21 protein-coding genes and 1 tRNA gene are annotated in these 24,130 nt (G+C 39.0%); 11 read left to right on the forward strand and 11 right to left on the reverse strand.

The genetic code is table 11. The features are described 5' to 3' along the window. Positions 1-50 precede the first annotated feature (50 nt). Both CKW03_RS10275 and CKW03_RS10280 read left to right on the forward strand, forming a co-directional pair. On the forward strand, positions 51-1,166 hold the full coding sequence (locus CKW03_RS10275) for a phosphotransferase enzyme family protein (protein ID WP_093097768.1): 1,116 nt from the start codon (positions 51-53) through the stop codon (positions 1,164-1,166). Position 1,167: 1 nt separating this feature from the next. Continuing rightward, positions 1,168-1,806, forward strand: a complete 639-nt coding sequence (locus tag CKW03_RS10280) for a carbohydrate-binding family 9-like protein (protein ID WP_093096421.1) — start codon at positions 1,168-1,170, stop codon at positions 1,804-1,806. Positions 1,807-1,879: 73 nt separating this feature from the next. Here the strand turns inward: CKW03_RS10280 and CKW03_RS10285 are convergent, their stop codons facing one another. Continuing rightward, entirely contained in the window at positions 1,880-2,437 is a 558-nt protein-coding gene (locus CKW03_RS10285; protein WP_093096424.1) for an NADPH-dependent FMN reductase, read from the reverse strand. 83 nt (positions 2,438-2,520) lie between these two features. Here CKW03_RS10285 and CKW03_RS10290 point away from each other — a divergent pair, with 83 nt between their 5' ends. The 4 genes from CKW03_RS10290 (at position 2,521) to CKW03_RS10305 (ending at position 8,191) form a co-directional block, all read left to right on the forward strand. Beyond that, a complete protein-coding gene (locus CKW03_RS10290) occupies positions 2,521-4,965 on the forward strand; it encodes a ligase-associated DNA damage response DEXH box helicase (protein ID WP_093096425.1) in 2,445 nt (814 codons plus the stop codon). Beyond that, a complete protein-coding gene (gene pdeM / locus CKW03_RS10295) occupies positions 4,958-5,608 on the forward strand; it encodes a ligase-associated DNA damage response endonuclease PdeM (RefSeq protein WP_093096428.1) in 651 nt (216 codons plus the stop codon). Before CKW03_RS10290 ends, pdeM begins: the two co-directional genes overlap by 8 nt. Positions 5,609-5,713: 105 nt before the next feature. Beyond that, on the forward strand, positions 5,714-6,877 hold the full coding sequence (locus CKW03_RS10300) for a beta-1,2-mannosidase (protein ID WP_093096431.1): 1,164 nt from the start codon (positions 5,714-5,716) through the stop codon (positions 6,875-6,877). A 24-nt stretch (positions 6,878-6,901) separates the two neighbouring features. After that, a complete protein-coding gene (locus CKW03_RS10305; protein WP_093096434.1) occupies positions 6,902-8,191 on the forward strand; it encodes a sugar porter family MFS transporter in 1,290 nt (429 codons plus the stop codon). Between the two features lie 51 nt (positions 8,192-8,242). Here the strand turns inward: CKW03_RS10305 and CKW03_RS10310 are convergent, their stop codons facing one another. The 5 genes from CKW03_RS10310 to CKW03_RS10330 all read right to left on the reverse strand — a co-directional run bounded on the left by CKW03_RS10310 (position 8,243) and on the right by CKW03_RS10330 (position 13,227). Next, positions 8,243-8,755: a hypothetical protein gene (locus CKW03_RS10310; protein ID WP_093096437.1), complete on the reverse strand. Its 513-nt coding sequence runs from the start codon at positions 8,753-8,755 to the stop codon at positions 8,243-8,245. A gap of 182 nt (positions 8,756-8,937) precedes the next feature. Continuing rightward, positions 8,938-11,208 (reverse strand): cation:proton antiporter, encoded by a 2,271-nt coding sequence (locus tag CKW03_RS10315; RefSeq protein WP_093096439.1) that lies wholly within the window; start codon positions 11,206-11,208, stop codon positions 8,938-8,940. A 147-nt stretch (positions 11,209-11,355) separates the two neighbouring features. Beyond that, positions 11,356-12,078 (reverse strand): LytR/AlgR family response regulator transcription factor, encoded by a 723-nt coding sequence (locus CKW03_RS10320; RefSeq protein ID WP_093096441.1) that lies wholly within the window; start codon positions 12,076-12,078, stop codon positions 11,356-11,358. Further along, positions 12,044-12,805 (reverse strand): histidine kinase, encoded by a 762-nt coding sequence (locus CKW03_RS10325; RefSeq protein ID WP_093096443.1) that lies wholly within the window; start codon positions 12,803-12,805, stop codon positions 12,044-12,046. The genes CKW03_RS10320 and CKW03_RS10325 overlap by 35 nt, the downstream gene beginning before the upstream one ends. 83 nt (positions 12,806-12,888) lie before the next feature. Continuing rightward, positions 12,889-13,227, reverse strand: coding sequence for an avidin-fold protein (locus CKW03_RS10330; RefSeq protein WP_093097770.1), 339 nt, complete (start codon positions 13,225-13,227; stop codon positions 12,889-12,891). Between the two features lie 193 nt (positions 13,228-13,420). Here CKW03_RS10330 and CKW03_RS10335 point away from each other — a divergent pair, with 193 nt between their 5' ends. Beyond that, positions 13,421-13,777 (forward strand): hypothetical protein, encoded by a 357-nt coding sequence (locus tag CKW03_RS10335; protein ID WP_093096445.1) that lies wholly within the window; start codon positions 13,421-13,423, stop codon positions 13,775-13,777. Between the two features lie 50 nt (positions 13,778-13,827). On the opposite strand, the gene CKW03_RS10340 is transcribed toward CKW03_RS10335, so the two are convergent. After that, positions 13,828-14,601, reverse strand: coding sequence for an alpha/beta fold hydrolase (locus tag CKW03_RS10340; protein ID WP_093096447.1), 774 nt, complete (start codon positions 14,599-14,601; stop codon positions 13,828-13,830). Positions 14,602-14,769: 168 nt separating this feature from the next. On the opposite strand from CKW03_RS10340, the gene CKW03_RS10345 reads away from it, so the two are divergent. Then, positions 14,770-15,861 carry a type I restriction endonuclease gene (locus CKW03_RS10345; protein ID WP_093096450.1) on the forward strand — a complete coding sequence of 364 codons (1,092 nt, stop codon included), beginning with the start codon at positions 14,770-14,772 and terminating at the stop codon, positions 15,859-15,861. 430 nt (positions 15,862-16,291) lie between these two features. Here CKW03_RS10345 and CKW03_RS10350 read toward each other — a convergent pair. Next, positions 16,292-16,376, reverse strand: a tRNA-Ser gene (locus CKW03_RS10350). A gap of 192 nt (positions 16,377-16,568) precedes the next feature. Between CKW03_RS10350 and CKW03_RS10355 the strand changes: the two genes are divergently transcribed. The 3 genes from CKW03_RS10355 to CKW03_RS20645 all read left to right on the forward strand — a co-directional run bounded on the left by CKW03_RS10355 (position 16,569) and on the right by CKW03_RS20645 (position 18,667). Next, the gene (locus tag CKW03_RS10355; protein WP_093096458.1) at positions 16,569-17,423 is read left to right on the forward strand and encodes a tetratricopeptide repeat protein; all 855 of its coding nucleotides are present in this window, start codon (positions 16,569-16,571) and stop codon (positions 17,421-17,423) included. A 24-nt stretch (positions 17,424-17,447) separates the two neighbouring features. Then, the gene (locus CKW03_RS10360; protein ID WP_197700925.1) at positions 17,448-17,978 is read left to right on the forward strand and encodes a YfiT family bacillithiol transferase; all 531 of its coding nucleotides are present in this window, start codon (positions 17,448-17,450) and stop codon (positions 17,976-17,978) included. A gap of 71 nt (positions 17,979-18,049) precedes the next feature. Next, positions 18,050-18,667 carry a hypothetical protein gene (locus tag CKW03_RS20645; RefSeq protein ID WP_175486288.1) on the forward strand — a complete coding sequence of 206 codons (618 nt, stop codon included), beginning with the start codon at positions 18,050-18,052 and terminating at the stop codon, positions 18,665-18,667. Positions 18,668-18,734: 67 nt separating this feature from the next. Here CKW03_RS20645 and bglX read toward each other — a convergent pair whose 3' ends face one another. The 3 genes from bglX to CKW03_RS10380 form a co-directional block, all read right to left on the reverse strand. Next, positions 18,735-21,017 carry a beta-glucosidase BglX gene (bglX, locus tag CKW03_RS10370; RefSeq protein WP_093097774.1) on the reverse strand — a complete coding sequence of 761 codons (2,283 nt, stop codon included), beginning with the start codon at positions 21,015-21,017 and terminating at the stop codon, positions 18,735-18,737. A 62-nt stretch (positions 21,018-21,079) separates the two neighbouring features. Continuing rightward, a complete protein-coding gene (locus CKW03_RS10375) occupies positions 21,080-22,453 on the reverse strand; it encodes a glucoamylase family protein (RefSeq protein ID WP_093096460.1) in 1,374 nt (457 codons plus the stop codon). A gap of 6 nt (positions 22,454-22,459) precedes the next feature. Next, positions 22,460-24,097 carry a glucoamylase family protein gene (locus CKW03_RS10380; protein WP_093096462.1) on the reverse strand — a complete coding sequence of 546 codons (1,638 nt, stop codon included), beginning with the start codon at positions 24,095-24,097 and terminating at the stop codon, positions 22,460-22,462. Positions 24,098-24,130 lie beyond the last annotated feature (33 nt).

Raw genomic sequence — 24,130 nt, forward strand, 5'->3', positions numbered from 1 at the left:
GTTTATAGATATTGCATTCATTACATAGCATGTTGAATGAATTTAGAGTAATGTCAACCAAGAAAACTGAAAATAGCATTAGATCGGCAAAGAATTTTAAATTAGAGGGGGAAATCATTGATTCTGTACCTTTTGGGTCTGGTCATATCAATGATACCTTTAAGATAACAACCAATAGCCTACAGAATAACCTTTACTTATTGCAGCGCATAAACCACCACATCTTCCAAGATGTGGAAGGCTTAATGAATAACATTGAAAGTGTCTGCAAGCACCTCAAGGAAAAATTAGCACATCTGGGGGAAAAAGAGGTGTTGAAGAGAACAATGACCATTGTTCCTACCTATGACAATAAGAACTATTATCAAGATGAAAATGGTGATTATTGGCGAGTATTCCATTTGATACCAGAAACCAGGAGTTATGATATCTTGGAAACCCAAGAACAGGCTTATTCTGGTGGGATGGCTTTTGGACAGTTTCAAAAACAATTGAGCGATCTAGATCCGAAAACCATCGTTGAGATTCTACCTAATTTTCACAACATCGAATTTAGGTTGAGCAACCTTCGTGATGCAATCGAGAAGAATCCTGCCAAACGGGTGGAGAAAATTCAAGATCTTTTAGACTACATCTTTGAGCGTGAGGAAAAGATGAGAACGGTTTTGGAATTAGGACGTTCCAACAAATTGCCATTAAGGATTACCCATAATGACACAAAATTCAACAATGTATTGTTAGATAAAGACGATAACGTGCAATGTGTCATTGATTTAGACACTGTAATGCCGGGCTATGTAGCCTATGATTTTGGAGATGCTATCCGTACCATCATAAACTCGGCTGCTGAGGATGAAGCAGATGTTTCAAAAATCGTTTTGAACATCCCGTTGTTTCAGTCTTTCACAGCAGGTTATCTATCAGAGGCTAAAGAGTTTTTGACCGATGCAGAGGTAGATTCTTTAATTCCTGCAGTACACCTATTACCTTATATGCAGGCAGTTCGGTTTTTGACCGATTACATCAATGGCGATACCTATTATAAAATCGCATACCCTGAACATAATTTAGTTAGGACAAAGGCACAGTTGAAGCTCGTACATGAGCTTGAAGTGAATAATGATAAATTAACAGGTATATTAGCTGAGAATCTTATGTCGAACTAATATGAAGGAGCTTGAAGTTAAAAAAATCGATCTGACAGGCGTTGAATTGACATACGCTAACTTAGCAAACAGTCTATTTGGGTTAGAATGGAATCAGATTGACCAAGCGCCTTGGCAAACGCAATTCCCGATTAACCCGGAAGTAAAATTCCAGGTGGCTTATGATCAAGAGTCGATTTATGTTCATTATGATGTGCAAGAGGAATTTGTAAAGGCACAATATATCCGTCCTAACGAAAATATCTGGGAGGATAGCTGTGTGGAGTTCTTTATTTCTTTTGATGATCGCAAGACCTATTATAATTTAGAATTTAATGTGCTAGGAGCAGGTTTGATCGGATATGGAACTTCGGATAAAGCGAGCAGAAACAGATTGACTTCTGAAGAAATATTAAGTGTGAGCAGCTTTACACAGGTAAAGAACTTACAAGGTAAAAAGTCCTGGAACATTATCTTGGCGATTCCGATTTCCTTATTTGGGAAAACTGTAGATGATCTCCGTGGAAAAACCGTTCAGGCAAACTTTTACAAATGTGGTGACAGTTTACCAAATCCTCATTTTGTGGCTTGGAACCCTATAGACGTTCCAAATCCTAATTTTCACTTACCTGAATTTTTCGGAGAAATTAAATTCCAATAAGAAATAAAAACATCGGCAAGTTGATTGAGCTCCAACTTGCCGATTTTGCATTCATTTAGCCAATACTACTTGGCTATTTCAAGAATTTTTCTATCCATTCTTTATAGGCTGCCATAAAGGAGGATAAGAATTTCTGACAATCTTTATTGACCAGTTTACCTTGTTCATCAAAATTTGCCGCAACATTTCCAATATAGGCTTCAGGTTGCGCCATCGCCGGAACATTGATAAAGACCAAAGATTGCCTTAAATGATGATTGGCACCAAATCCTCCAATTGCACCAATCGAAGAACTGATTACACCGCCTGGTTTTCCGTCCCAAACGTTCTTACCATAAGGTCTAGATGCTACGTCAATAGCATTCTTAAGCACTGCCGTAACACCACGATTATATTCGGGAGTGATAAAAAGTACAGCATCTAGTTCAGATACTGCTTTTCTAAAATCAACATACTCTTTTGGTGGATTTCCTTGATCTAAATCCTCATTATAAAATGGAAGTTGGCCAATCTCTAAAATCTCTAAGCTTAATCCTGCAGGAGGATTAGAAACTAGATAGTTAGCGATTTTCTTATTGAAAGATCCCTTTCTCAAACTTCCTACAAATACACCTATTTTTTTATTTGCCATAATATTTACTTTGTTATAAGTTATAACAAAATACTTCGCAAAAAGTTATTAAGATATTATTAATTCTTATTTTCAATCTTTGGATGTCTACAGTGAAAAATGAATTTGCGGAAGTTTGGTTCTTTAACCAAGGATGGAAAGCACATGAGTTCCAGGAAAACTGTTGGGAAGCTATTTCCAATGGTGAATCAGGAATCTTAAACGCACCTACCGGCTATGGAAAAACCTTTGCCATCTGGTTTGGGATCATTGCCCAGTATTATGCTAAAATGGCTGATCCGAAGGCAAGCAAGAAAAAACATCTGCATGCACTGTGGATTACGCCATTGCGTGCGCTATCCAAGGAAATACATAAAGCCACTAATCAGGTCTCTGTCGATTTGGACCTAGATTATCAGATAGAATTGAGAACAGGCGATACTTCAACCAGTATCCGCCAGAAACAACGCAAAAATCCGCCGCAAGCCTTAATTACTACCCCTGAAAGTGTGCATCTAATCCTTGCGACGAAATCTGGCCAGGATTACTTTAAGAATCTTGAGTTTATTGTGGTTGATGAATGGCATGAGCTTTTGGGGTCCAAGCGTGGAGTATTAATTGAGCTCGCATTAAGTCGGTTAAAGGCCATCAATCCAAATCTGAAGATCTGGGGGATTTCCGCGACAATAGGCAATCTGGAGGAAGCTAAAGATATATTATTAGGTCCTGGAACATCAGGAACCCTTATCAGAGCGGATATCCATAAGAAAATGGATATTCAAACGGTGTTTCCAGATAATTTAGAGAAATTCCCTTGGGCAGGTCATTTAGGTATCAAACTGTTGGATAAGGTCGTCGATATCATCAATAAATACCAAACGACCTTAATCTTCACTAATACTAGGTCCCAGGCTGAAATTTGGTATCAGCAAATCATTACCCATTATCCTGAGTTTGCGGGATTATTAGCTATCCATCATGGATCATTGAGTGATGAAGTCAGAAACTGGGTAGAAGAGGCGCTACATGAAGGTAAATTAAAAGCTGTGGTATGTACCAGTAGTTTGGATTTAGGAGTTGATTTTAGGCCAGTAGACTGCGTCATCCAAGTGGGTTCGCCTAAAGGTATTGCCCGGTTCCTGCAAAGGGCAGGACGCTCTGGGCATCGTCCTGATGCGACCTCCATCATATATTATGTTCCCACCAATTCATTAGAGATCATCGAAGGCGATTCCTTAAAGTTCGCTGTCAAGGAAAAGATCGTGGAAAGTCGAATTCCCTATCTGCGTTCCTTTGATGTGTTGATCCAATATTTAATGACTCTAGCGGTAGGTGATGGCTTTTATGCCGATGAAATATTGCAGGAAGTGGCACAAACGCATTGCTTTGAATCGATCACCCAAGAGGAATTTGACCAATGTATGTCGCTATTAATCCATGGCGGATCCACCCTTCAAGCTTATGATGATTTCCATCGATTGGTTTTGGAAGATGGTTTATACAAGGTGACTTCTAGGAAATTGGCAATGCGGCATCGTTTATCCATTGGAGCCATCGTATCCGACCTGATGATGCGGGTTAAGTTTCTTTCCGGAAAGTACTTAGGCTCAATAGAGGAATCCTTTATCTCCAAATTGAACATTGGCGATGTATTTTGGTTTTCAGGGCGGCAATTGGAATTGGTTCAGATCATAGCTAATGATGCAATTGTTAAGGCTTCAGAAAAGAAAAAAGGCGTAGTTCCATCTTGGATGGGTGGTCGATTTGCCATTTCTCCAGACCTCGGAATCGCTATTCGCCATAGTTTTAAGAGTATCCATAAAACGGTGGGCATCAGTCCAGAAATCAAGTTCCTAAAACCGCTCTTTAAGGAGCAGGAACAACTTTCTGCCCTTCCGAAAGAAGATGAACTGTTGGTTGAATATATACAGAGCAAGTATGGCTATCACCTTTTTTTCTACCCATTTGAAGGCAAGCTGGTTCATGAAGGAATGGCTCAGGTTGTGGCTTATAGGCTGAGCCTGTTAAAACCGGCAACTTTTTCCATTGCAACCAATGAATATGGCATTGAACTCCTTTCTGAAACGGATTACGAAATTGATACTGCTCTCTTGAAGCAGATTTTCAGTCCGCAGAATCTGCACAAGGATATCAACTCGGGAATCAATGTTCAAGAAATGGCGAGAAGAAGGTTTCGGGATATTGCCGGAATTGCTGGGCTGATCTTTCAGGGGTTTCCCGGAAAGCAGATGAAAAGCAAACACTTACAGGCTAATGCAGGACTGTTTTTCTCTGTATTTTCTGAATATGAACCCTCCAATCTCTTGTTGCGGGAGGCTTATGATGAGGTTTTTGATTTCCAATTGGAGGAAGGCCGCATGCAACTCGCTTTTGAACGCATCTCGAAACATAAGATTATTTTTAGCAGGCCTATTAAATTAACTCCCTTTGCGTTCCCTATATTTGCAGAATCTTTCCGAGAGCGCTATTCCAATGAAGATTGGCAAAGTCGACTGGAAAAGCTCAAAAATCAACTATTAGATGGCTAAACGCTTAGAGTTAAATGGATTGGAAATGTACTTATTGCCCCAAAGGGTCATGTATATTCCCAAGTATTTTATGCTGATTATTTCGGATTGGCACCTAGGTAAGTTGACCCATTTCCGCAAAGAAGGCCTTTTTGTGCCAGCACCTAACATTGATGAAGAACTGGAAAGAATGAACCTGCTGATCGAGGACCTGGATATCAAGGAAATCGTGTTCTTAGGAGATCTTTTCCATTCCGAATGGAATTCAGATTGGGAAAAATTAAAATCCCATATTAACAGTATCAGTAAACAATCCATCCAATTTACCCTAACCAAAGGGAATCATGATATCTTGAAAGAAACCCATTTTCGGGATATGAACATGAAGATCAAGGATGAAGTTTTACTTGCCGAAGGCATTATCCTTTCCCATGAGCCGCTCATAGGCTTACCAACCTATATGTACAATATTGTTGGGCATATCCACCCTGGATGCCTAATTGAGGCAGGAGGTAGGCAGTCCTTCCGTCTACCTTGCTTTTTTATCCAAGATAAAGTCTTGACCATGCCGGCGTTTGGTAAGTATACCGGCTTGCATTTGATCAAAAAAGATAGAAGCAACAAGATTTTCGTCATTGTAAACGATTCTGTACTTGAGCTTTAATAAGCAATTGCTATTGTAGAAATAATTTTTAGTCTTATATTAGATATATCAAATTGCTAAAGCGGTTTATCCATTTGATATATTAACCAAATTAATCTGAAAAACATGTCCAATAGATTGTTTTCAATTGCCTTATTGTTTCTTTTTGTCAGCTGTGTTTCCACCAAACCAGATGTAGCTACTACAAAGGATATAGTTTGGACCTTGGGAGGATTTGAAAGGCCAAATGCGGTCAATCCCATTATCCTTCCTGATTCAAATTCTACTTTTATGGATCCAATGAGTGATTCTTTGCTGCGATGGGAAGAGAATGACACCTTTAATCCCGGAGCTGTGGTGAAAGATGGGAAAGTGTATGTGCTGTACCGTGCGGAGGATAAATTTGGAATAGGCATTGGTTTTAGGACCTCTAGATTGGGGCTTGCAGAGAGTAGTGATGGCATTCATTTTAAGAGAAGGAAGGAACCGGTTTTATTCCCAGACAAAGACAGCCAGCGCGAATATGAATGGCCGGGAGGTCTTGAGGATCCGCGATTGGCCGTTACAGAAGATGGAACTTATGTCGTATTCTATACCCAATGGAATAGGAAAATGCCGCGTTTAGGTGTTGCTACTTCCAAAGATTTGATCAATTGGCAAAAACATGGCCCTATCTTCAAAAATGCCAAATATCAAAAGGTCTATAATGAACCCCACAAATCGGCTTCCATTGTGACCAGCCTAAAAAATGATAAATTAGTAATTACTAAGGTGAATGGCAAATACTTGATGTATTGGGGCGAGCATGGTGTATCTGGAGCAACTTCCACGGACCTGATCAATTGGGAACCAATATTAGATGAAGAGGGAAAACTAGCTAAATTCATCACCCCGCGAGAAGGTTATTTTGATTCGGCATTGACCGAGTGTGGTCCTCCTGCAATCCTTACTGATAAGGGAATCTTGTTATTATATAATGGTAAAAATCATGATAAAAAAGAATTGGCGGATCCAAGATTTAATATTGGAACCTATAGCGCTGGTCAGGTCTTGTTTTCAAGTACAGACCCCAGCAATGTAATCCAGCGTATGGATGTTCCTTTTTTGAGACCCATGGAAGATTTTGAAAAATCAGGCCAATATAAAGATGGGACTGTATTTATCCAAGGATTGACGTACTTTAAAAACAAATGGTTCCTATATTATGGTTGTGCAGATTCAAGAGTGGCGGTTGCCGTTTATGATCCAACCAAATTAACGGACTTTGATCCAGTACCTGAAAGCAAATAATCAACGCTATAAAACCCTAAACCTATGAGTAAAATTTGGAAATATGTCTTTATCGCCTCTTTGGGAGGTTTCCTTTTCGGTTTTGAAACCGCTGTCATATCTGGTGCAGAAAAGATTATCCAGGAGCTATGGCACTTGAATTCTTTCTGGCATGGATTTACTGTTTCCATATCCCTGATCGGGACCATTTTTGGTGCCATCGCTGCTGCCAAACCAGCCCAGAAATATGGTAGAAAGAGGGTATTACAGGTTGTAGCTGTGATGTACCTTTTATCAGCAATAGGCTGTGGCTTGTCCTATAATTGGTATATGTTTTTGTTCTTTAGGTTCTTGGGGGGACTTTCTGTTGGAGTAAGTTCTGTGGTTGGTCCGCTTTATATTTCGGAAATTGCACCTGCAAATCTCCGGGGAAGGATGACAGGAATGTTCCAGATTATGATCGTGAGTGGGATTTTTATTGCATTCTTGACCAATTACCTTTTTGCCAATTTTGGAGATGATGCCTGGCGCTATATGCTTGGAATCATGGCGATTCCATCATTAGCTTTTCTACTATTGCTCAATACCATTCCTTTTTCTCCACGGTGGTTGGCATTGAATAACCGAAAGGAGGAAGCTAAGAAAGTATTCGATGATTTAGGGCAGACCTATGAGGAAACACTGCAGGCTGAAATTGGAACGTCTGAAAAAGTTCCACTGTTCCAAGCGAAATATAGAAAACCAATCATATATGCTGTTTTATTAGCAGTATTCAATCAATTCACGGGCATCAATGCTATTCTTTATTATGCTCCAAGGATCTTTGAGATGGCTGGTTTTAGTAGGGATCTAGCCTTTCTACAACCGATCTTCATCGGTGGTACCAACTTGTTGTTTACCCTGATCGGTATGAGTATTATCGATAAATACGGTAGAAAGAAACTGCTGTTGAGTGGGGCAGTGGGGATGTTTATCTTTTTGGTATTGACTGCATTTGGATTGAAAGGCGGGGCGTCCGAGTTTCTGTTGTTCTATATCATAGGCTTTATAGCTTCATTCGCGCTATCGCAGGGTGCCGTAATCTGGGTATTTATTTCTGAGATATTCCCTAATGCCGTACGTGCTCAAGGGACCTCTTTGGGAAGTACGACACACTGGGTAATGGCAGCTTTAATATCCTGGGTGTTCCCAATCGTGGTTGAGAATTTTGCCTCAGGTGGTTTTTATATCTTCTTGTTCTATGCCATTATGGTCGTCGTGTCCTTCTTCTTTGTGATGCGCATGCCAGAGACAAAAGGCAAGTCCCTAGAGCAGATTCAGGAAGAATTAAATTAAACAAAATAGGCTACATGAAAATGTAGCCTATTTTGTTTGGGATATATTTTATCAATAATCTCCTGTTTGCATATATTTTTTGCTGGCCTCGATATCATTCCGAATATGCTTGATTTTTCGATTTTCATAATAGGCGATATATTCCTCCCTAGTCTTGAATTTTGCATCTGGGTTTTGCTCATAAGAAGCAATCGTAGCTAAAATAGCTTTACTCATTGGATTGGATTCCAGATCATCTTTCAAAAAAGCCTTCATTTGATCTCTATCATGGCCAAAGATCAATTCGACGTCTAAATGGAAGACATTGCCATAGGCAAATTTGGCTAGGAAAAGCTGGTAGACATCCTCATTGTCCATGTACTTGTACAATAAGTAGGCGATGACATCTAAGGCATAATATGGAATTTCGAGTTCTTGGCCTTTGATCTCTTCATCCAAAATCCATTTGATAAGTGGTTTATCAGCAGCGGTATTGTCATTAAACAGTTCTAAGATCAACATAGCTCTATCCCAAGCATGAGGATCATAGGTCCATTTTTTGTCTGGGGTAGGCTGTGCATCCAACTTAAATCGATCCAGTTTGGATATATCTTGATCAACCCTAAATTCTTTTATTGTTGCCCTTAATTCTTGATTTTGTTCTTCAATTTGGAGATAGCATGATTTCTTTCAAATTATAAAAAATTGATTAAAGAATAAAATATCATGATTACATTCCTTAGGAAGAGTTGTTAATGGATGATTTACTACTTCTTTATTACCAATACGGAAGTCATTTCAGATTGCCAAATCTTATTGCTTTCGATCAATTCGCGCCAGCTTTCGGCACTGATCAATAATAGATCATGATCCTTGAATAATTGCGCATCTATATCCATTGCCTCGAATTTGCTAATATGGTTAGGTGCCTTTAAAGCAATGGCGCGAACCATTTCTGATGCCTTTTTATCCTCTTGAAGGATATGATGCATATCGATCAAAGTTACCTGTGATTGGGAATTATGGATGAATTTTTGGATATAGGGCAATAGCTCCAAATCCTCCTTTGTATAGATAGGAAGCAATATCTTGTCCAGTTTCTTCAAACCCTTATCCATAAAAATCCCAACAGGTACCTTCGTTTTGTGCATGATCTGAATGGTACTATCAGAAAATGAGGAGGTATTAAACGGACTTTCCTTCTCCTTAGCCCTATAGATCAAGGTTTCAGGATTAATGATCCGTGTCGTTACCCCCAAGATTTTGCCTAGGAAAGTACCATCGTATATGGACTGTCCAATACCAATCAAAAGAAGGTCATAATCGCCATCATTGGCAATTTCTGCGACGTCAGCTTCTAGGTTACTGGAAGCCTTGAATAAGGTGCTGATTTTTTGCTCCAAGAACTTGGACTCCTTGACGATAGGTTCAAAGGTTTCGAACTCATATAAATCTGAGTTTAAATAAGTGAGGTCACTCGTTGGGGTCAGGTGCATTGCGGTAATGGATGAACTTTGGTTCAATTGCTTGACCATTCCATTTGCCAATCTTAAAAGGGATGGACTGGTTTCGGGATTGCCGAAAGAAATCAAGATATTATACTTGCCTTGTCGGCTGATTTCTTCTGGAACGACATCCTCCGTAGATTTAAAAATCTTATTGAATAGATCGATTGCTGGACCGGTCATAAAGGTGGTGACCAGAGCCATAATAACCATCATCGCGAATATTTCAGCATTCAATACCCCTAGATCAAATCCAATATTCAGTACGATCAATTCCATCAAGCCACGGGTGTTCATCAATGCGCCTATGGTCAGACTATCTTTCCAATTTTGCCCCATAAACTTGGCAGCTAGGGAACTCCCTACAAATTTACCGACAACAGCGACCAGAATAATCCAACCGGTTACTTTCCATAAATATGGTTCGTTTAGCAAGCCGATTTCTGTCCTTAATCCCGTAAAAACAAAGAATAAGGGCAATAGCAGGACCAAAGCTACATCTTCCACCTTTTCAATGAAGATATTCCTGAACCTAGAGTTTTCGGGCATGATGGCACCTGCCATAAATGCGCCGAACAAAGCATGGATCCCAATAGCCTCAGTAAGGTAAGAGGAGACCAAAAGGGTCAAGAAAAAAATGGCAACAATGGATTTATTAAGGTTTTCTCGTGTAGAGTGAAGCTCGCCAATGCGTTTAAGGAATGGACGCACCACTTTGATCATCAATAAAACGTAAGCAACCGCCAAAGCGATAACATATAGGGAGCTGACAAATGAACCTGCCTTGACGATAGCAATTACAGCCGCTAAAAGACACCATGCAGTGATATCATCGGCAGCAGCACAGGTGATGGCAATGGTGCCGACCCTGGTTTTCTGCATGTGGCGTTCCTGAACAATCCTAGCTAGGACTGGGAATGCAGTAATACTCATGGAGATCCCGATAAATAAAGCGAAAGATGAGAATGCGATTCCCTCTGGAGCAAAACTTTGGTAGATGAAATAAGCCAAGCCGACACCCAATGCAAAGGGTAAAATAATACTAGCATGACTGATAACAATGGCATCATGAGCTTTCTTCTGCAAGACTTTTAGATCCAGTTCCATTCCTATGACAAACATAAACAGGATCAATCCGATCTGGCTCAAGAACTGCAAGTTGCCAAAAGAGGCTTCTGGAAATAGGGCAGCAGAGAAATCGGGGAAGTACATGCCCAAAAAGGATGGCCCCAAGACTATACCGGCAATGATTTCTCCGATTACAGAAGGCTGACCTATTTTTTTAAAGAGCCAACCAAATAATCTAGCAACCAATATGATGACGATGATCTGTACCAATAAAATTGCCAATGGATGCTGTAAATTATGCAACATGGAACTTAGGAATTCTTCCCAATTGGAAAGGTTGGATCCCATGTTTTCAACATGACGACCTTCTTCCATAAAAGCGCCATGGTTGATGATCCAATAAATCAATAAGGAAAATCCACCAATGATAACAATATAAAAGAAGCTGCTTTTTAAGTTCTTCATACAATAATTCCTTCTTCAATTTTTGTTTTGGCGTCAGTTTCTGCGCAGTCTGACGGTATGAAAATAGAAATTAATAAACTTAAAAACCTTGCTTATTGGGCCATCAAGCCGAAATATGTAATGAAAGGGGGCTTTTATGTAGCGAAACTATAAACTGACCTTTTGGATGAAAGCGGTTTTATAGATTTCACTCAGATTAAAGGTTAGGGGAGCATCGCTTCCAATACTAAAATTGGTCTTGATTTCATCATGCGAGAAGGAACTGATGATATTCATGGATATGATTTCCTTTTTATTGATCCTACAAAACTGCATTTCAGGGAGAATCTCCAATAATTTATCGAAGGAGATGTTTTTCAGGGTTACCTCTTTCTGATCCACAAGCCGAACGATTTTATCGCGGCTATCAAGGGATGAAGTTTGGATATAGGCAATCTGGTCAAAATAGAGCAGGTATTTGCCTTGATCAGTATTTAATTGGACGAAGTTTTTTTCTTCAATCAGTTTTCTACCACGAATGCTCAATAGTTTTTGGATAGCTTGCTTTAATCGCTCAATTTTGAGCGGCTTTCGGATATAATCGACGGCTTGGAGGTCAAATGCATCAGCGGCATATTCAGCATAGGCTGTAATAAAGATTATAGGCTTGCCTCGTAATTGTTCAGCTAGCTCGAGACCGTTTAAGCCAGGCATATTAATATCTGAAATCAATAGGTCAAAATCCAATGTAGGAAGATCTGCCAATAAATCTTGAGGGGAATTAAAGGATTTGATGACTTCCAGATCAGGAATCTGCTGGCACAGTAATTTCAAATATTGTAGGCTTGGCAGCTCATCATCGAGCAGCAAGCACCTTAGCTTTGTAATCAAGTAGATTTATTTTTAAATGGGCAATGTAGACATCGCCCTCAATGAACTTATCGAGTTTGTAATTGTCCTTGTAGACGATATTCAAGCGTTGTTCCAGCATTTTGGAACCATAACCATCCTTGTCCTTCTGAATAGGCTCTTTCTTGGATATTTTATTGGCAACGGTCAAGGAGAATACATTATCCTTAAATTCAAAAGTAACCGAGATAAAGGCATTTGGGCTTTGGATATCGGCATGCTTGAAGGCATTCTCAATCAAATCTGTGCTCAACATAGGAACCATCAGTTTTTGGTTCAATAGAGGTTCATTCTCTCGTACCTTTTGTTTCACCTTTAAATCGAATAAGGGACTCAATTTTATCTTATTGATTTCAATCAAGCTCATTGCAAAGGATATCTCCTGCTGAGGTCTGACAAACTTCTTGCTGCTTTCATATAAGATATAATCCAGCACATTGGAAAGCGAATCTAAGGAGTGGAAAGTCTGATAGGCATGGGACTGGATGGAGTTCAATACATTCTTAAACAGGTGCGGATTAAGCTTGTAATCGATATCTTTCAATTGGTGGCTATGTAATTCTCCTTCGATCTTATTAAGCTTATTTGCAAGAGAATTGACCTGTTTTTGGCTCCTGTACAAATAGATCAATAGAAGGATAATGACGAGCAAGAGCGCCGCCAACAAGATGGTTGTAAAGGTATTGAATTGTATTTGTACCAGTAACATATTGGTTTAAATATACTGGATTTAGAATGGTATCCAAAAAATTCAATAGAATGCGCAGGAATGATTTAAGCTTTCAGTTCCAATTATACCTCTTCAACGATAGATTTTCCTTTTGATAGATCTCCGGAAGTCCATTCCCAGTTTTCATGAAGCCTGACTTTGCCATTGCTTAAGATTTCGGGGATTGATTCGCATTTTCCAGTCATCAATTCGCCAGCAACATTTACCTGATGGTAGGTCATTTCTATGGTTCCGTATTCGCTCACAAGACCCAATAGATGGCCATATTTAATATTGCCACCTTGGTATTCAGCGAAAACAACATTGCCGATTTGTTTGTAATGAAATATTGTTTCAGAAGAAGTTTCGCCGTTTTGAGAATTGCTGACGGTGTGGAATGTTCTGTTATGATAGTTTACCATTAACATAGTAGGAGTTATTTTTTAATAAATTTATTTCATTCAGCTTTAAAATCATAGAGCTTTTAAAGAAAATTTATCAGGAGCATCCTTAAAACGTATTAAGCATGGATTGATATGTGCTCTTTTCAAAGAACTTTACATTGGCATTAATATTGATAATTGCAGGTCTAATCAGGAAAAATTTTAGGATAAGATGAGAAAGCTACTTTTTGGTTTGATAATGGTTTCCATTGGAATTACTTCATGTGTGAAAGATGAGTTTAATGTAGATGAGGAAATCGCAATAATTGGTACAGAATGGAAGGGGAAAGGAAAATTGAATGTTGATTCAGATTCTGTTGAACTTTCATTAAACTTTTTAAAGGACGGGATCCTACATGCTGCTTATGACACTACAAAATGGGAGGGAACTTATAATTTCAATTTAGAAGCCAATGAAGGTATCATCATTGATACTGCTGACAGAGAAGTTCCATTTAGCATCAAAGTTGATACCCTGAAGTTCTTCAGTTTGGAGGGTGACACCATCCGTTTACAAAAGATTAAATAATATCTACCTATAAAGTAAAAGCTGGTTTATTTTTAGATTGGCTTTTTTCATTATTGGAGGAACTTTTCTATCAAAGGGACTTGTAAATTTTCTACTTTGAAGTCTGGACCTATGGTTGTGATTTCTCCAAAATACTCACCATGAACACCTGGAACAATGGCTAACTCGCTGTTCGGAATCAATTTATTGAGTTCCATTCCATGCGCTTGAAGGATCACGTCCTGCTCCGCTAGGATAATTAAGCTTGGTGCAAGGATGCTGGAAAGTTCTTGATCAGATATATCTTTGAATGCCAGCATTCTCGCCGCATCCTTATCATGCATTTTTAATAAGCCTTCTTCTGATGGATTTACTTTCAGGAATGCTTCCTTTAATTGCGGCGGCATATTCTTTAAGCTGGCATTTTTCATAAATTCCCAAAAGCCGTCTGCAACGCCACTTCGCTTCGCTAAAGGTGATCCTAAGATGAGTTTGTTTACTATTTCTGGGTGGTTGATGGCCAATTGTAGAGCCGTCGTGGCTCCATTGCTGAATCCGAGAATATCTGCTTTGTTGATTTTAAGGTGTTCCATTAGTTGGGCGACATCCTCAGCGTCTTGGCTAAAGGATGAAGGTGAGTTTCTGTCGGTGGTTCTGCCGTGGGCTTGGGATTCTATGGCGATGATTTGATGGTTATTGGCTAGTATGGGAATGATGCGTTCAAAACTGCTTTGGATGGTGGATCCGCCACCATGTAGCATGATTAATGGAAAGCCTGAGCCGTATATTTCGTAGTAGATATGGATGCCGTTGATAAGAGTGCTATTAGAAATTGATGGTTGCATGGGGATGAGGATTTTGTGTAGGATAAATTTAAGGAATGGGAGGGATAGTTGGGAGGGGGGATCCAAACTAATTAAAAGTCATGAATTACGGTTAACCGTAAATAAGCTTCAACTTTTGCCATTAACTTCAATTAAATATTAGCAATCTTAAAAAATACCAATTGCATCATGGAACAAGATTTAAAATTGAAATTAGAGCAACTTCATCAAAGAGTCGATGCTTTAAAGGAACAAATAGGAACTGAAGAAGCAACAAAAAATGCTTTTGTAATGCCATTTATTCAAATTTTAGGCTATGATATCTTTAATCCTACGGAAGTAATCCCTGAATTTATATGTGATATTGGAACTAAAAAAGGCGAAAAGGTAGATTATGTAATTAAAAAGGATGATGAACCTATTCTAATAATAGAATGTAAGCATTGGCGAGAAAATGCAAATGCACACAATTCTCAATTGCATAGGTATTATCATGTTTCAAAGGCTAGGTTTGGAGTTTTGACCAATGGGCATATCTATAATTTTTATGCTGATTTAGAAAAGCCAAATATTATGGATGAGAAACCTTTTTTCACTTTAGATCTGAATAACCTTAAAGACTCCAATATTAAAATATTAGAAAAATTCACAAAAAACGGCTACAATCTAGAAGGCATCTTAGATTCTGCAGAGGGATTAAAATATATTAAGGCAATAAGATATGAATTGGAAAAAGAATTGAGTGATCCATCAGATGAGTTTGTAAAAATGTTGGTTTCTAAATTTTTTGACAAACCTCTTATAGCTTCGAGGTTGGCTGTTTTTAATGATTATTCAAAAAGAGCCATTTCAAACTTTATTAATGAAAGTATAAATTCAAGGTTGAAGAATGCATTAAATATTAATGAATCCATCCCTTCAAAAGACTCTGAAAATACTACTCCAATAGATGAAAATTCAGCAACTGGAGAAAAACAAGAAAAAATAATAACTACTGATGAAGAGAAGGAAGGATTTCAGATTGTAAAGGCAATTTTAAGAGAAATATTACCTGCTTCTAGGATAGCATTTAGAGATACACAATCTTACTTTGGAATTTTATTGGATGATAACAATAGGAAACCAATTTGTAGACTTCATTTTAATTCTAATAATGTGAAATATTTAGAATTATTCAATATGGGAAAGGATAATGGTGAAAGGAAACTAATAGAATCAGTAGATGATATTTATTCTTATAAATCGGAACTATTGGCTACAATTAATAATTATACGAAATAAATTGAGATTGAGGGTCCTAAGGTAAGGATCGAAAGTTTTCGGGTGGATTCCTGTTTGGTACAAAAGACGATCACTATACTACATAAAAGAGTCTTCATCTTGCGATGGAGGCTTTTTGTATTTCGTTTTCCAGGAACATTTATGATCAGCAACCGTGAGGGATTGGTTCAGCCTCCAACGCAAACCCTGAATCCCTTTTGGGGGATTCCTGTCGAGTAGAAGGGATGATCACTACTTCATCTTGCGATGAAGGCTTTTTGTATTTCGTTTTCCAGGAACATTTATGACCAGCACACGTGAGGGATTGGTTCAGCCCCACAAGCCCCCAACGCAAACCCTGAACCCCCTTCGGGTCGAACCCCGCCCGGCACAAGGTTCGATCCCTCACCTACGCAAAAAAGCCTTCATCTTGCGATGAAGGCTTTTTGTGCGGAGAGTGAGGGATTCGAACCCCCGAACCTGTGACAGTTAACGGTTTTCAAGACCGCCGCATTCGACCACTCTGCCAACTCTCCGCGACAAAAGTAGAAATTTTTGTACGCTCTCCAAAACTTAATTATTATTAGCCTGAAAATGAGCCTGATTATTTTTTATTGGGTAGAAAAAACCACTATTTAGGACTTATTCTTGGTTAAAAACCCTTAAAATCCTTCGCATCTTTTAGTTTTTAACATTTAATTCCCGACTTTAGCGTAAAGTCATTTAGCATGAAAAAAATACTTTTCTTTTTTATTTCTATAATCCAAATCGCTTACGCACAAAAGTCAGGTCTGACCTTTGAAACCAAGTTTTATGATGCTGAAGATAAATGGGTGATCTTTGATAAAAAGGAAAAACAGAATACGTATGCATTAGGTTTTATCTATCTGGATCCACAAGCTGGATATACTTTTAATTATGAGTGTGAATTGGAATATAAAAACAATAAATTCCAAAAAGTACCTAGATTGGATACTACATCTAATATCAAGGTAAGATTGGATCTCAATACTTTTGATGTTATGATCCTGAATGATGAGCAGATAAAAAGCTTAAATTTATCAAATCCACCTAGTTGGCTTGAAGGGTATAAAGTAAATGCAGACTTCATTGATGTAAGAGTTCATAAAGCATCTATGATGAATGGGGCCGGGGCTAGTTTGAAAGCTTTGCCAATCCTTCAAAAAGCCTATCAGGAAGAACCTCATTATCCGGGATTGGAATTTGAACTGGGTTATGCCTATAATGCTACTGGAAGCTTTTATAAGGCGGTAATCGTCCTGAATAAGGCGATTGAAAACGATCCTAGTAATTTTTGGTATTATAGGGAACTTGGTTTTTCTTTAAAACACCTCAATAACTTACCTGAGGCCGAAAAGGTTTATAAAAAGGGCATTGAACTCGCTTCTGATAAAAGTCAAATCGCTGAAATGGCCATCAATATGGCTCAGAGTTATTTTCATGCGAAGGATAAGGCAAAATTTGATGAATGGAAAAGCATAGTTGTTCAAAATGCTGAACCCGAATCGCAATACCGACAATACATCAATTACTATGAAGAGAATTGGCATAAACCCAATTAATTTGAAGATTTAAAACCTACGAAAATGTTAAAAGATCAATTGGAGAAACTGAGATACCCCATCGGTAAGTTCAGTCAGCCTGAAAATATTACCCAAGAAACCATTGATTCTTGGATCAATACCATTGCCAAGTTTCCCGAATACTTGAAAAATGAAGTGCAGAAGCTTCAGGAAAAGGATCTGGAACTGACGTATAGGGAAGGCGGATGGACCATCAGGCAATTGGTTCACCATTGTGCAGATAGCCATATGAATAGTTTCATTCGTTTTAAATTGGCGCTCACTGAAGACACTCCCACGATCAAACCTTATAAAGAGGATAAATGGGCCTGTTTGGCGGATAGTTTGCAGCCTATTGAGAGTTCGATAAAGATCTTGGAAGGATTGCACCAACGCTGGGCAACGCTATTGGAAAGTCTTTCCGAAGAGGATTTTAAAAAGCAATTTATCAATCCTGAAAGTAAAAAGGTAATCAGTATTGAAACAGCCATCGGGATTTATGCTTGGCATTGTAACCATCATCTGACCCATGTCATAAATGCCAAAAAGCTCTAGATAAACGGTAAATTGCTATTATAAAAACAATAAAATCCTTAGATTTAAGTAAATCAATAATAAATTCTCCCATGGAACAAATAACACCTTTTAATAGTGCTAGTCAAGCCATCGATGCCTTGGACAATGGTGGTCAGTTTTATAATATTTTCACAAAAGCCGATGATGACCTTATTTCACAGTCAGAGGTTTCTAAGGTCGCAGGTGCAGGTCTCCAAAAACAAAAGGCCGTATTGTTCTTGAATTTAGCGATGACGAATTTGACAGCAAGGGAACAACAAGAAATTGAAGGTAGATTTGATGATAATCTTTCGGATAGCTTTCAAAAGTATGCTCCACAGAAAATAGACTCACATGCTGAGTTGGAATCCTTAAAAGCTGGAACTGGAGTGATCATCTCTGGGGTACCTAGGAAAATTGAGGGCGAAGGAGTTATTTCTGGCTATATATCGATTCCTGTAATTGATGTTTTTACCTTAATTCCAATAAGTGAAACTTATATCGTCTATGAAATCAAGGACGATGTCTCTGGCCAATCGGTTTTAGTTGCCCATGATAAGGATGCTGGCCTATTGCCTGAAACAAAATTGAATATTGCTGGAGTCATCAAGCAATTTCAATTAGCACAGGATGATGAAAGTGATTTTCAGAAGTTTATCGAAGTAGATTTCTACAACGAAGCTAAATAAAATAAAGAAGAGCGACCAATTAGGGTCGCTCTTACTCATTGTTCTAACTATTATTATGCAAGTTCTTCTAGTCCATCAATTCAAATTCAGCCTCCTGAACATCTCTTGAATTCGTTCCTACATAAACCTTGAATTTCCCAGGTTCTGATACAAATTCTAACTTTTGATTATAGAATCGAAGGTCTTCGTCTTTCAGAATGAACTCAACTTCTTTTGATTTTCCTTTTTCTAAAAAGATCTTTTGGAATCCTTTTAATTCTTTTACGGGCCTTGTTTGTGAACCAACTAGATCTTGAAGATATAATTGAACCACTTCCTCACCGTCAAAGTTTCCGTTGTTCTTTACACTTACAGTAACCTTAATTTGATCCGTTTTACTGATACTTGATTTATCCAATTTTATGGCTCCATATTCAAAATTCGTATAGCTTAATCCATATCCAAATGGATATAAAGGTTCATTGTTTACATCTAGATAATTTGATCTGAACTTTTGGAACCAAGCATCTTTTGCCAAAGGTCTGCCTGTGTTTTTTTGGCTGTAGTACATTGGTAATTGTCCAACGTTCTGAGGAAAGGTTGCAGGGAGTTTTCCCGAAGGATTCACATCACCAAATAAGACATCAGCCACCGCTTTGCCAGTTTCAGTTCCCCCAAACCAAACATTCAGAATGGCTGGAACATGTTCATTCTCCCAAGTTAGGGTCATTGGTCTTCCGGCAAATAATACTAATACAACTGGCTTTCCAGTTTTCACCAATGCTTCTAACAAGCGTTTTTGGCTTTCAGGAATATTGAGATCAGTACGGCTTGAACTCTCTCCGCTCATTTCAGAACTCTCACCTAAAGCCGCAATAATAACATCAGCTTCTTGAGATACTTTGACAGCATCTGCAATTATTTCTTCTGGCGCACGATCATCCCTAGGGATAGTACGGCCGAACATCGTAGAACGTTCTTGTAATGCAGGATCATCGGTTAAATTCGCGCCTAAATGGGTCACAATATTAACTTTATTGCCCAGAACAGAACGCATGGCTTCTACTAGAGATTGTGTATTGTTCAGATCTGCACTAACGCTCCAGGTACCCGGCATATTCGCACCAGTATTGGCTAATGGACCAATCACAGCAACTGTTCCTTGTTTCTTTAATGGCAAGCTATTGTTTTCATTCTTCAGTAACACAAAAGATTTGCCTGCTGCTTCTCTAGCAAGTTTTAAATGCTCAACTGTTAAGATTTCCTTTTTAGCGCGGTCTTCATTGCAATATTTAAATGGATCTTCAAATAAGCCTAATCTATATTTTGCCTCCAAGACAAACCGACATGCTCTATTGATGTCATCCTCTGAAACCTTTCCTTCATCCAAGGATTTCTTTAAGGTTGTCAAGAATCCTTCACCAACCATATCCATGTCAACTCCTGCTTTCAAGGATAATTCGGAAACTTTTTGCAGGTCACCCAATCCATGGTCGATTAACTCATTCACTGCCGTGTAATCAGTCACAACCAAACCATTGAACTTCCAGTCTTTACGCAATAGATCGGTCAATAACCAATGGTTTGCACTTGCAGGAACGCCATTGATATCATTAAAAGAAGTCATCACGGACATAGCACCTGCATCCAAGGCAGCTTTATAGGGGGGTAAATACTCGTTGTACATTCTATGCAGACTCATATCTGTAGTATTGTAATCCCTACCAGACTCAGCTGCACCATATAGTGCAAAATGCTTTACGCAAGCCATCAAGGTATTGTTCTTGCTCAGGTCGTCACCTTGATACCCAATTACCATTTCACGCGCAATGCGAGAGCTTAGGTAGGTATCTTCGCCACTGCCTTCAGAAATCCTTCCCCAGCGGGCATCTCTTGAGATATCGACCATAGGAGAGAAGGTCCAGTTCAAACCGTCAGCGGAGGCCTCTACAGCAGCTACACGGGCTGTCTTTTGGATCAATGGCATGTCCCAAGTCGCTGCCAATCCCAATGGAATAGGGAAAATGGTTTTATAACCGTGGATTACATCCATTCCAAATATGATAGGGATCTTCAAACGGGATTCTTTAACAGCCAATTCTTGCGCCTTACGGATTCTAGCAGGAGAGGTCATACTGAAGATTCCCCCGATATTTCCGGCTTTGATCTTGGATTCCACATCCGTAGAAACCACAGAACCTGTTGTTGCTTCACCGGCAGTCACCAGGTTTAATTGGCCGATTTTCTCCTCTATAGTCATTTTACTCATCAGTCCATCGATGAAAGCATCCATCTTCTGGTCCTGCTGTGCAAACAACAGATTGGAACTTAAGATAAGTCCGCAACAGAGTATATTCTTAATTAAATTCATTGCAAATTGATTCATAGAAACTCAGCCCAAAGCTGGGCTGAGCATTCATAACTAACCACTAATTATTTCAAATTTGGACTTTGAAACCCTAATTTTTTCAATCCGGATTGAATTTCTGGAGCTTGCATAAACAAATTCCAGATCAAACCAGAACGGTAATTTTCCATCATGACCACGATAGGACCTTGGTCGATGGCTAAGTATCGCTGCGGAAACCAATTCTCAGTTTCACTATACGCATCATAAAAACCATATTTCCCCCAAACCTTCTCACCTAGATTATTGAAAAGGTACCTCGCAAAGGCTAAGCTTTCCTTCGGAGTATAAGGGGTAGAAGACAATGCAGCCGTCGGACTGATGACTGATTTGTCATTGTCTGGATGATGGGCATCATAACCCTTGATTGAATAGGAAGCTGTCCATCCCCAGCCTTTATCTGCTCCATATCCTTTAAACTGTTGTGGGTTCTCTTCAGCATAGGCTATGTTGATCTTCGCATGGTTCACCACCACTTGACCATAATCAACATATTGATCCTTTAATCCATTCGGATTTAAGCCTAAGAAGGAATAATGTGCCCAGAACAATGGTCCAACTTGACCTTCTTTTGCATTATGTTTGATCCCAATTGGGATATCAAATTTTTTAAGATCTGACTTAATTTTGCCATCTCTTGCCCAACCTTGGTTGTAAACAGCAGTATCGATAGCATGTGTAGGAGAGGAGGCCGCCAAAACATAGGTTACCAGACATTCATCATAACCTTGGATCGGGTGATTCATTCCGAAATCATGAGTTGGACTCCAATGCCATAACAATACATTTTTGCCATTGGTATAATGGTTCCAATCAATTTCTTTCCATAGTTCATCTGCTTTATTGGCAATGGATTTCTGGGTATCAGAACCATTCTTTAAATATTCTCTCACGACGATCAGTGATTGTGCTAAAAACGCAGTTTCAACCAAATCACCGCCATTATCTTTTTCACTGAATGCTTTAACCTTGCCCGTATCACCATGGTACCAATGCGACCATGCACCTTTGAATCTTGGGATTTTTGCCAAGTAATCCATGATATGGTTTAAGCGATCTTCTCCTTCTTTCTTGGAAATATAGCCGCGCTCCATTCCAACGATCAAACCCATGATCCCAAATCCACTACCGCCGATGGTAACAACATTTTCATCATTCTCTGGATAAACCCCATCGATATGGATTCTCTCTCTTGCCATCCCCGAATTGGGTTCAGCCCCTTCCCAGAAGTATTGGAAGGTCTGTTGCTGAATCTTGTTCATCAAGGAATCATTCGAATGGGCTAGGCTATCAACAGACTGGCTAGTTTCCTTTTTGCCATCTGTTTTTTGAACGTTCTGACAAGATTGGATCCCTGCAGCTGCTAATAATAGCCCGATTGTAATTGCTCGTATCTTCATATTATCTTAAATGTTAGGAGAATTAAACCCTAATTTCTTTAATCCATTTTTTACTTCTGGACTTTTCATCAATAAGTTCCAGATTAATTTACTGCGATGGTTTTCTATACCTATGATGATAGGTCCTTGGTTGATGGCGATGTAACTTTCCGCAAACCAAGGTTCATCTAAGGAGAAACCATCCTTAAAGCCATACTGACCCCATAATTTATCACCAAGCTTGTAATAAAAGAACTCCATGGCTTCCATAGATTCCTTTGGCGTAAATGCCATTGAAGTCAATGCAGCTGTCGGACTGATGATACCTAGATCATTGCTTGGCGACATCGCCGAATAACCATTTGGAATATCCCCGGCCGTAAGACCCCAACTGCTTGAAGAGTATCCATAATTTCCCTTTGGATTTGAGATACAATAAGCTCGGTTGATTAAGGTCTGATTTTTCACTTGTACCTCATAATCCGCATAAGCATCTTTTAAACCCATAGGATTGATCCCAAGAAAGCTATATTGAGCAGTGAAAAGAGGTCCACCTTGATCTGGACCTAGTGGCAATTCCATCTCAAAGAAACGCTTTCCGTTTTTCATTTGGCCATTCCTTGCCCAACCTTCGTCGTAAACCTTTTTGTCAATGCTGAACTTACTGCTGCCAGCCGCCAATACATAGGTGATCAAAGATTCATTCCAGCCCTGAACTTTCAGGTTCATGTCCCAATTATGATTAGGACTCCAATGCCAGAATAGCACATTCTGTCCATTTTGGAAGAAATTCCATTCCACCTCTTGGTATAGGGCATTGATATCAGCGGTTAAGGTTGCGTCTTGAAAATATTCTCTAGCGACCAAAAGCCCTTGAAAGAGTAGGGAGGTCTCAACGATATCTGCACCATTATCTTTCTCACTGAAAGGTTGGGTTTTTCCGGTTGCACCTTGGTACCAATGCGAAAAAGCGCCATGATATCTATCCGCTCTTTTGAGAAAAGACACTATTTTCTTGGTCCTTTCCAATCCTTCAGATTTGCTGATAAAGTTCCTGTGAACTCCAGTTACAATTGCCATTAAACCAAATCCAGTTCCTCCAGTAGTAACGGTTTCAGTAGAACTATTTCGTTCCCTGATCATACCAGAACTGGGATGCGCAAAGGTCCAGAAATAGTTAAAGGTCTGCTTTTGGACCAAGGTCAGCAACTCATCTTGAGAAATCCTCTTGAGCTTATCAGAAGGGTCAATCGCTGTGTTGAATGAATAATTGTATTGTTGCTTTAATGAACTATTGGAATTGCTTTTCAATGAATTTTTAACCAATACCTCAAATTTAGAAAGTGGATTTAAGGCTTTTGTCGGACTGATGGAAACCTTTTTGCCTGCTTCAAGTAGTTTAACTGTGCTTGAAATAGTGGATTTATTGGCATCCAGAATCTGAATAGCACTATTTAAATCTTGATTGGAAAGATTCTCATCAAATTCAATAATGAATTCAGGTTGAAGCTCAATTCCTTTGGAAGTGGCTCCCAAAACCTTATTGCCATTGCTTATAGAAGTCAGTGCAAAACCGGTATTAGAAGGTTTATCAGGGGCTTCGTTTTTAGAACAAGCCATGAAAATTGAACTGAACAATAATATAGTGGAGTATAGATTTCTCATGCTTGATTGTGGTAATAGAAGGGAAGACCCGAA

The organism is Sphingobacterium mizutaii, from assembly GCF_900187125.1.
Taxonomy (GTDB): domain Bacteria; phylum Bacteroidota; class Bacteroidia; order Sphingobacteriales; family Sphingobacteriaceae; genus Sphingobacterium; species Sphingobacterium mizutaii.

Bases quoted from the DNA above. Each gene is read 5' to 3' on its own strand.
- CKW03_RS10375 (WP_093096460.1), bottom strand. From the start codon at position 22,453: ATGAAGATACGAGCAATTACAATCGGGCTATTATTAGCAGCTGCAGGG.
- CKW03_RS10380 (WP_093096462.1), bottom strand. From the start codon at position 24,097: ATGAGAAATCTATACTCCACTATATTATTGTTCAGTTCAATTTTCATG.
- CKW03_RS10355 (WP_093096458.1), top strand. From the start codon at position 16,569: ATGAAAAAAATACTTTTCTTTTTTATTTCTATAATCCAAATCGCTTAC.
- CKW03_RS10290 (WP_093096425.1), top strand. From the start codon at position 2,521: ATGTCTACAGTGAAAAATGAATTTGCGGAAGTTTGGTTCTTTAACCAA.
- CKW03_RS10340 (WP_093096447.1), bottom strand. From the start codon at position 14,601: ATGCAACCATCAATTTCTAATAGCACTCTTATCAACGGCATCCATATC.
- CKW03_RS10275 (WP_093097768.1), top strand. From the start codon at position 51: ATGTCAACCAAGAAAACTGAAAATAGCATTAGATCGGCAAAGAATTTT.
- CKW03_RS10360 (WP_197700925.1), top strand. From the start codon at position 17,448: ATGTTAAAAGATCAATTGGAGAAACTGAGATACCCCATCGGTAAGTTC.
- CKW03_RS20645 (WP_175486288.1), top strand. From the start codon at position 18,050: ATGGAACAAATAACACCTTTTAATAGTGCTAGTCAAGCCATCGATGCC.
- CKW03_RS10300 (WP_093096431.1), top strand. From the start codon at position 5,714: ATGTCCAATAGATTGTTTTCAATTGCCTTATTGTTTCTTTTTGTCAGC.
- CKW03_RS10335 (WP_093096445.1), top strand. From the start codon at position 13,421: ATGAGAAAGCTACTTTTTGGTTTGATAATGGTTTCCATTGGAATTACT.
- CKW03_RS10305 (WP_093096434.1), top strand. From the start codon at position 6,902: ATGAGTAAAATTTGGAAATATGTCTTTATCGCCTCTTTGGGAGGTTTC.
- CKW03_RS10330 (WP_093097770.1), bottom strand. From the start codon at position 13,227: ATGGTAAACTATCATAACAGAACATTCCACACCGTCAGCAATTCTCAA.
- CKW03_RS10315 (WP_093096439.1), bottom strand. From the start codon at position 11,208: ATGAAGAACTTAAAAAGCAGCTTCTTTTATATTGTTATCATTGGTGGA.
- bglX (WP_093097774.1), bottom strand. From the start codon at position 21,017: ATGAATTTAATTAAGAATATACTCTGTTGCGGACTTATCTTAAGTTCC.
- pdeM (WP_093096428.1), top strand. From the start codon at position 4,958: ATGGCTAAACGCTTAGAGTTAAATGGATTGGAAATGTACTTATTGCCC.
- CKW03_RS10345 (WP_093096450.1), top strand. From the start codon at position 14,770: ATGGAACAAGATTTAAAATTGAAATTAGAGCAACTTCATCAAAGAGTC.
- CKW03_RS10285 (WP_093096424.1), bottom strand. From the start codon at position 2,437: ATGGCAAATAAAAAAATAGGTGTATTTGTAGGAAGTTTGAGAAAGGGA.
- CKW03_RS10325 (WP_093096443.1), bottom strand. From the start codon at position 12,805: ATGTTACTGGTACAAATACAATTCAATACCTTTACAACCATCTTGTTG.
- CKW03_RS10280 (WP_093096421.1), top strand. From the start codon at position 1,168: ATGAAGGAGCTTGAAGTTAAAAAAATCGATCTGACAGGCGTTGAATTG.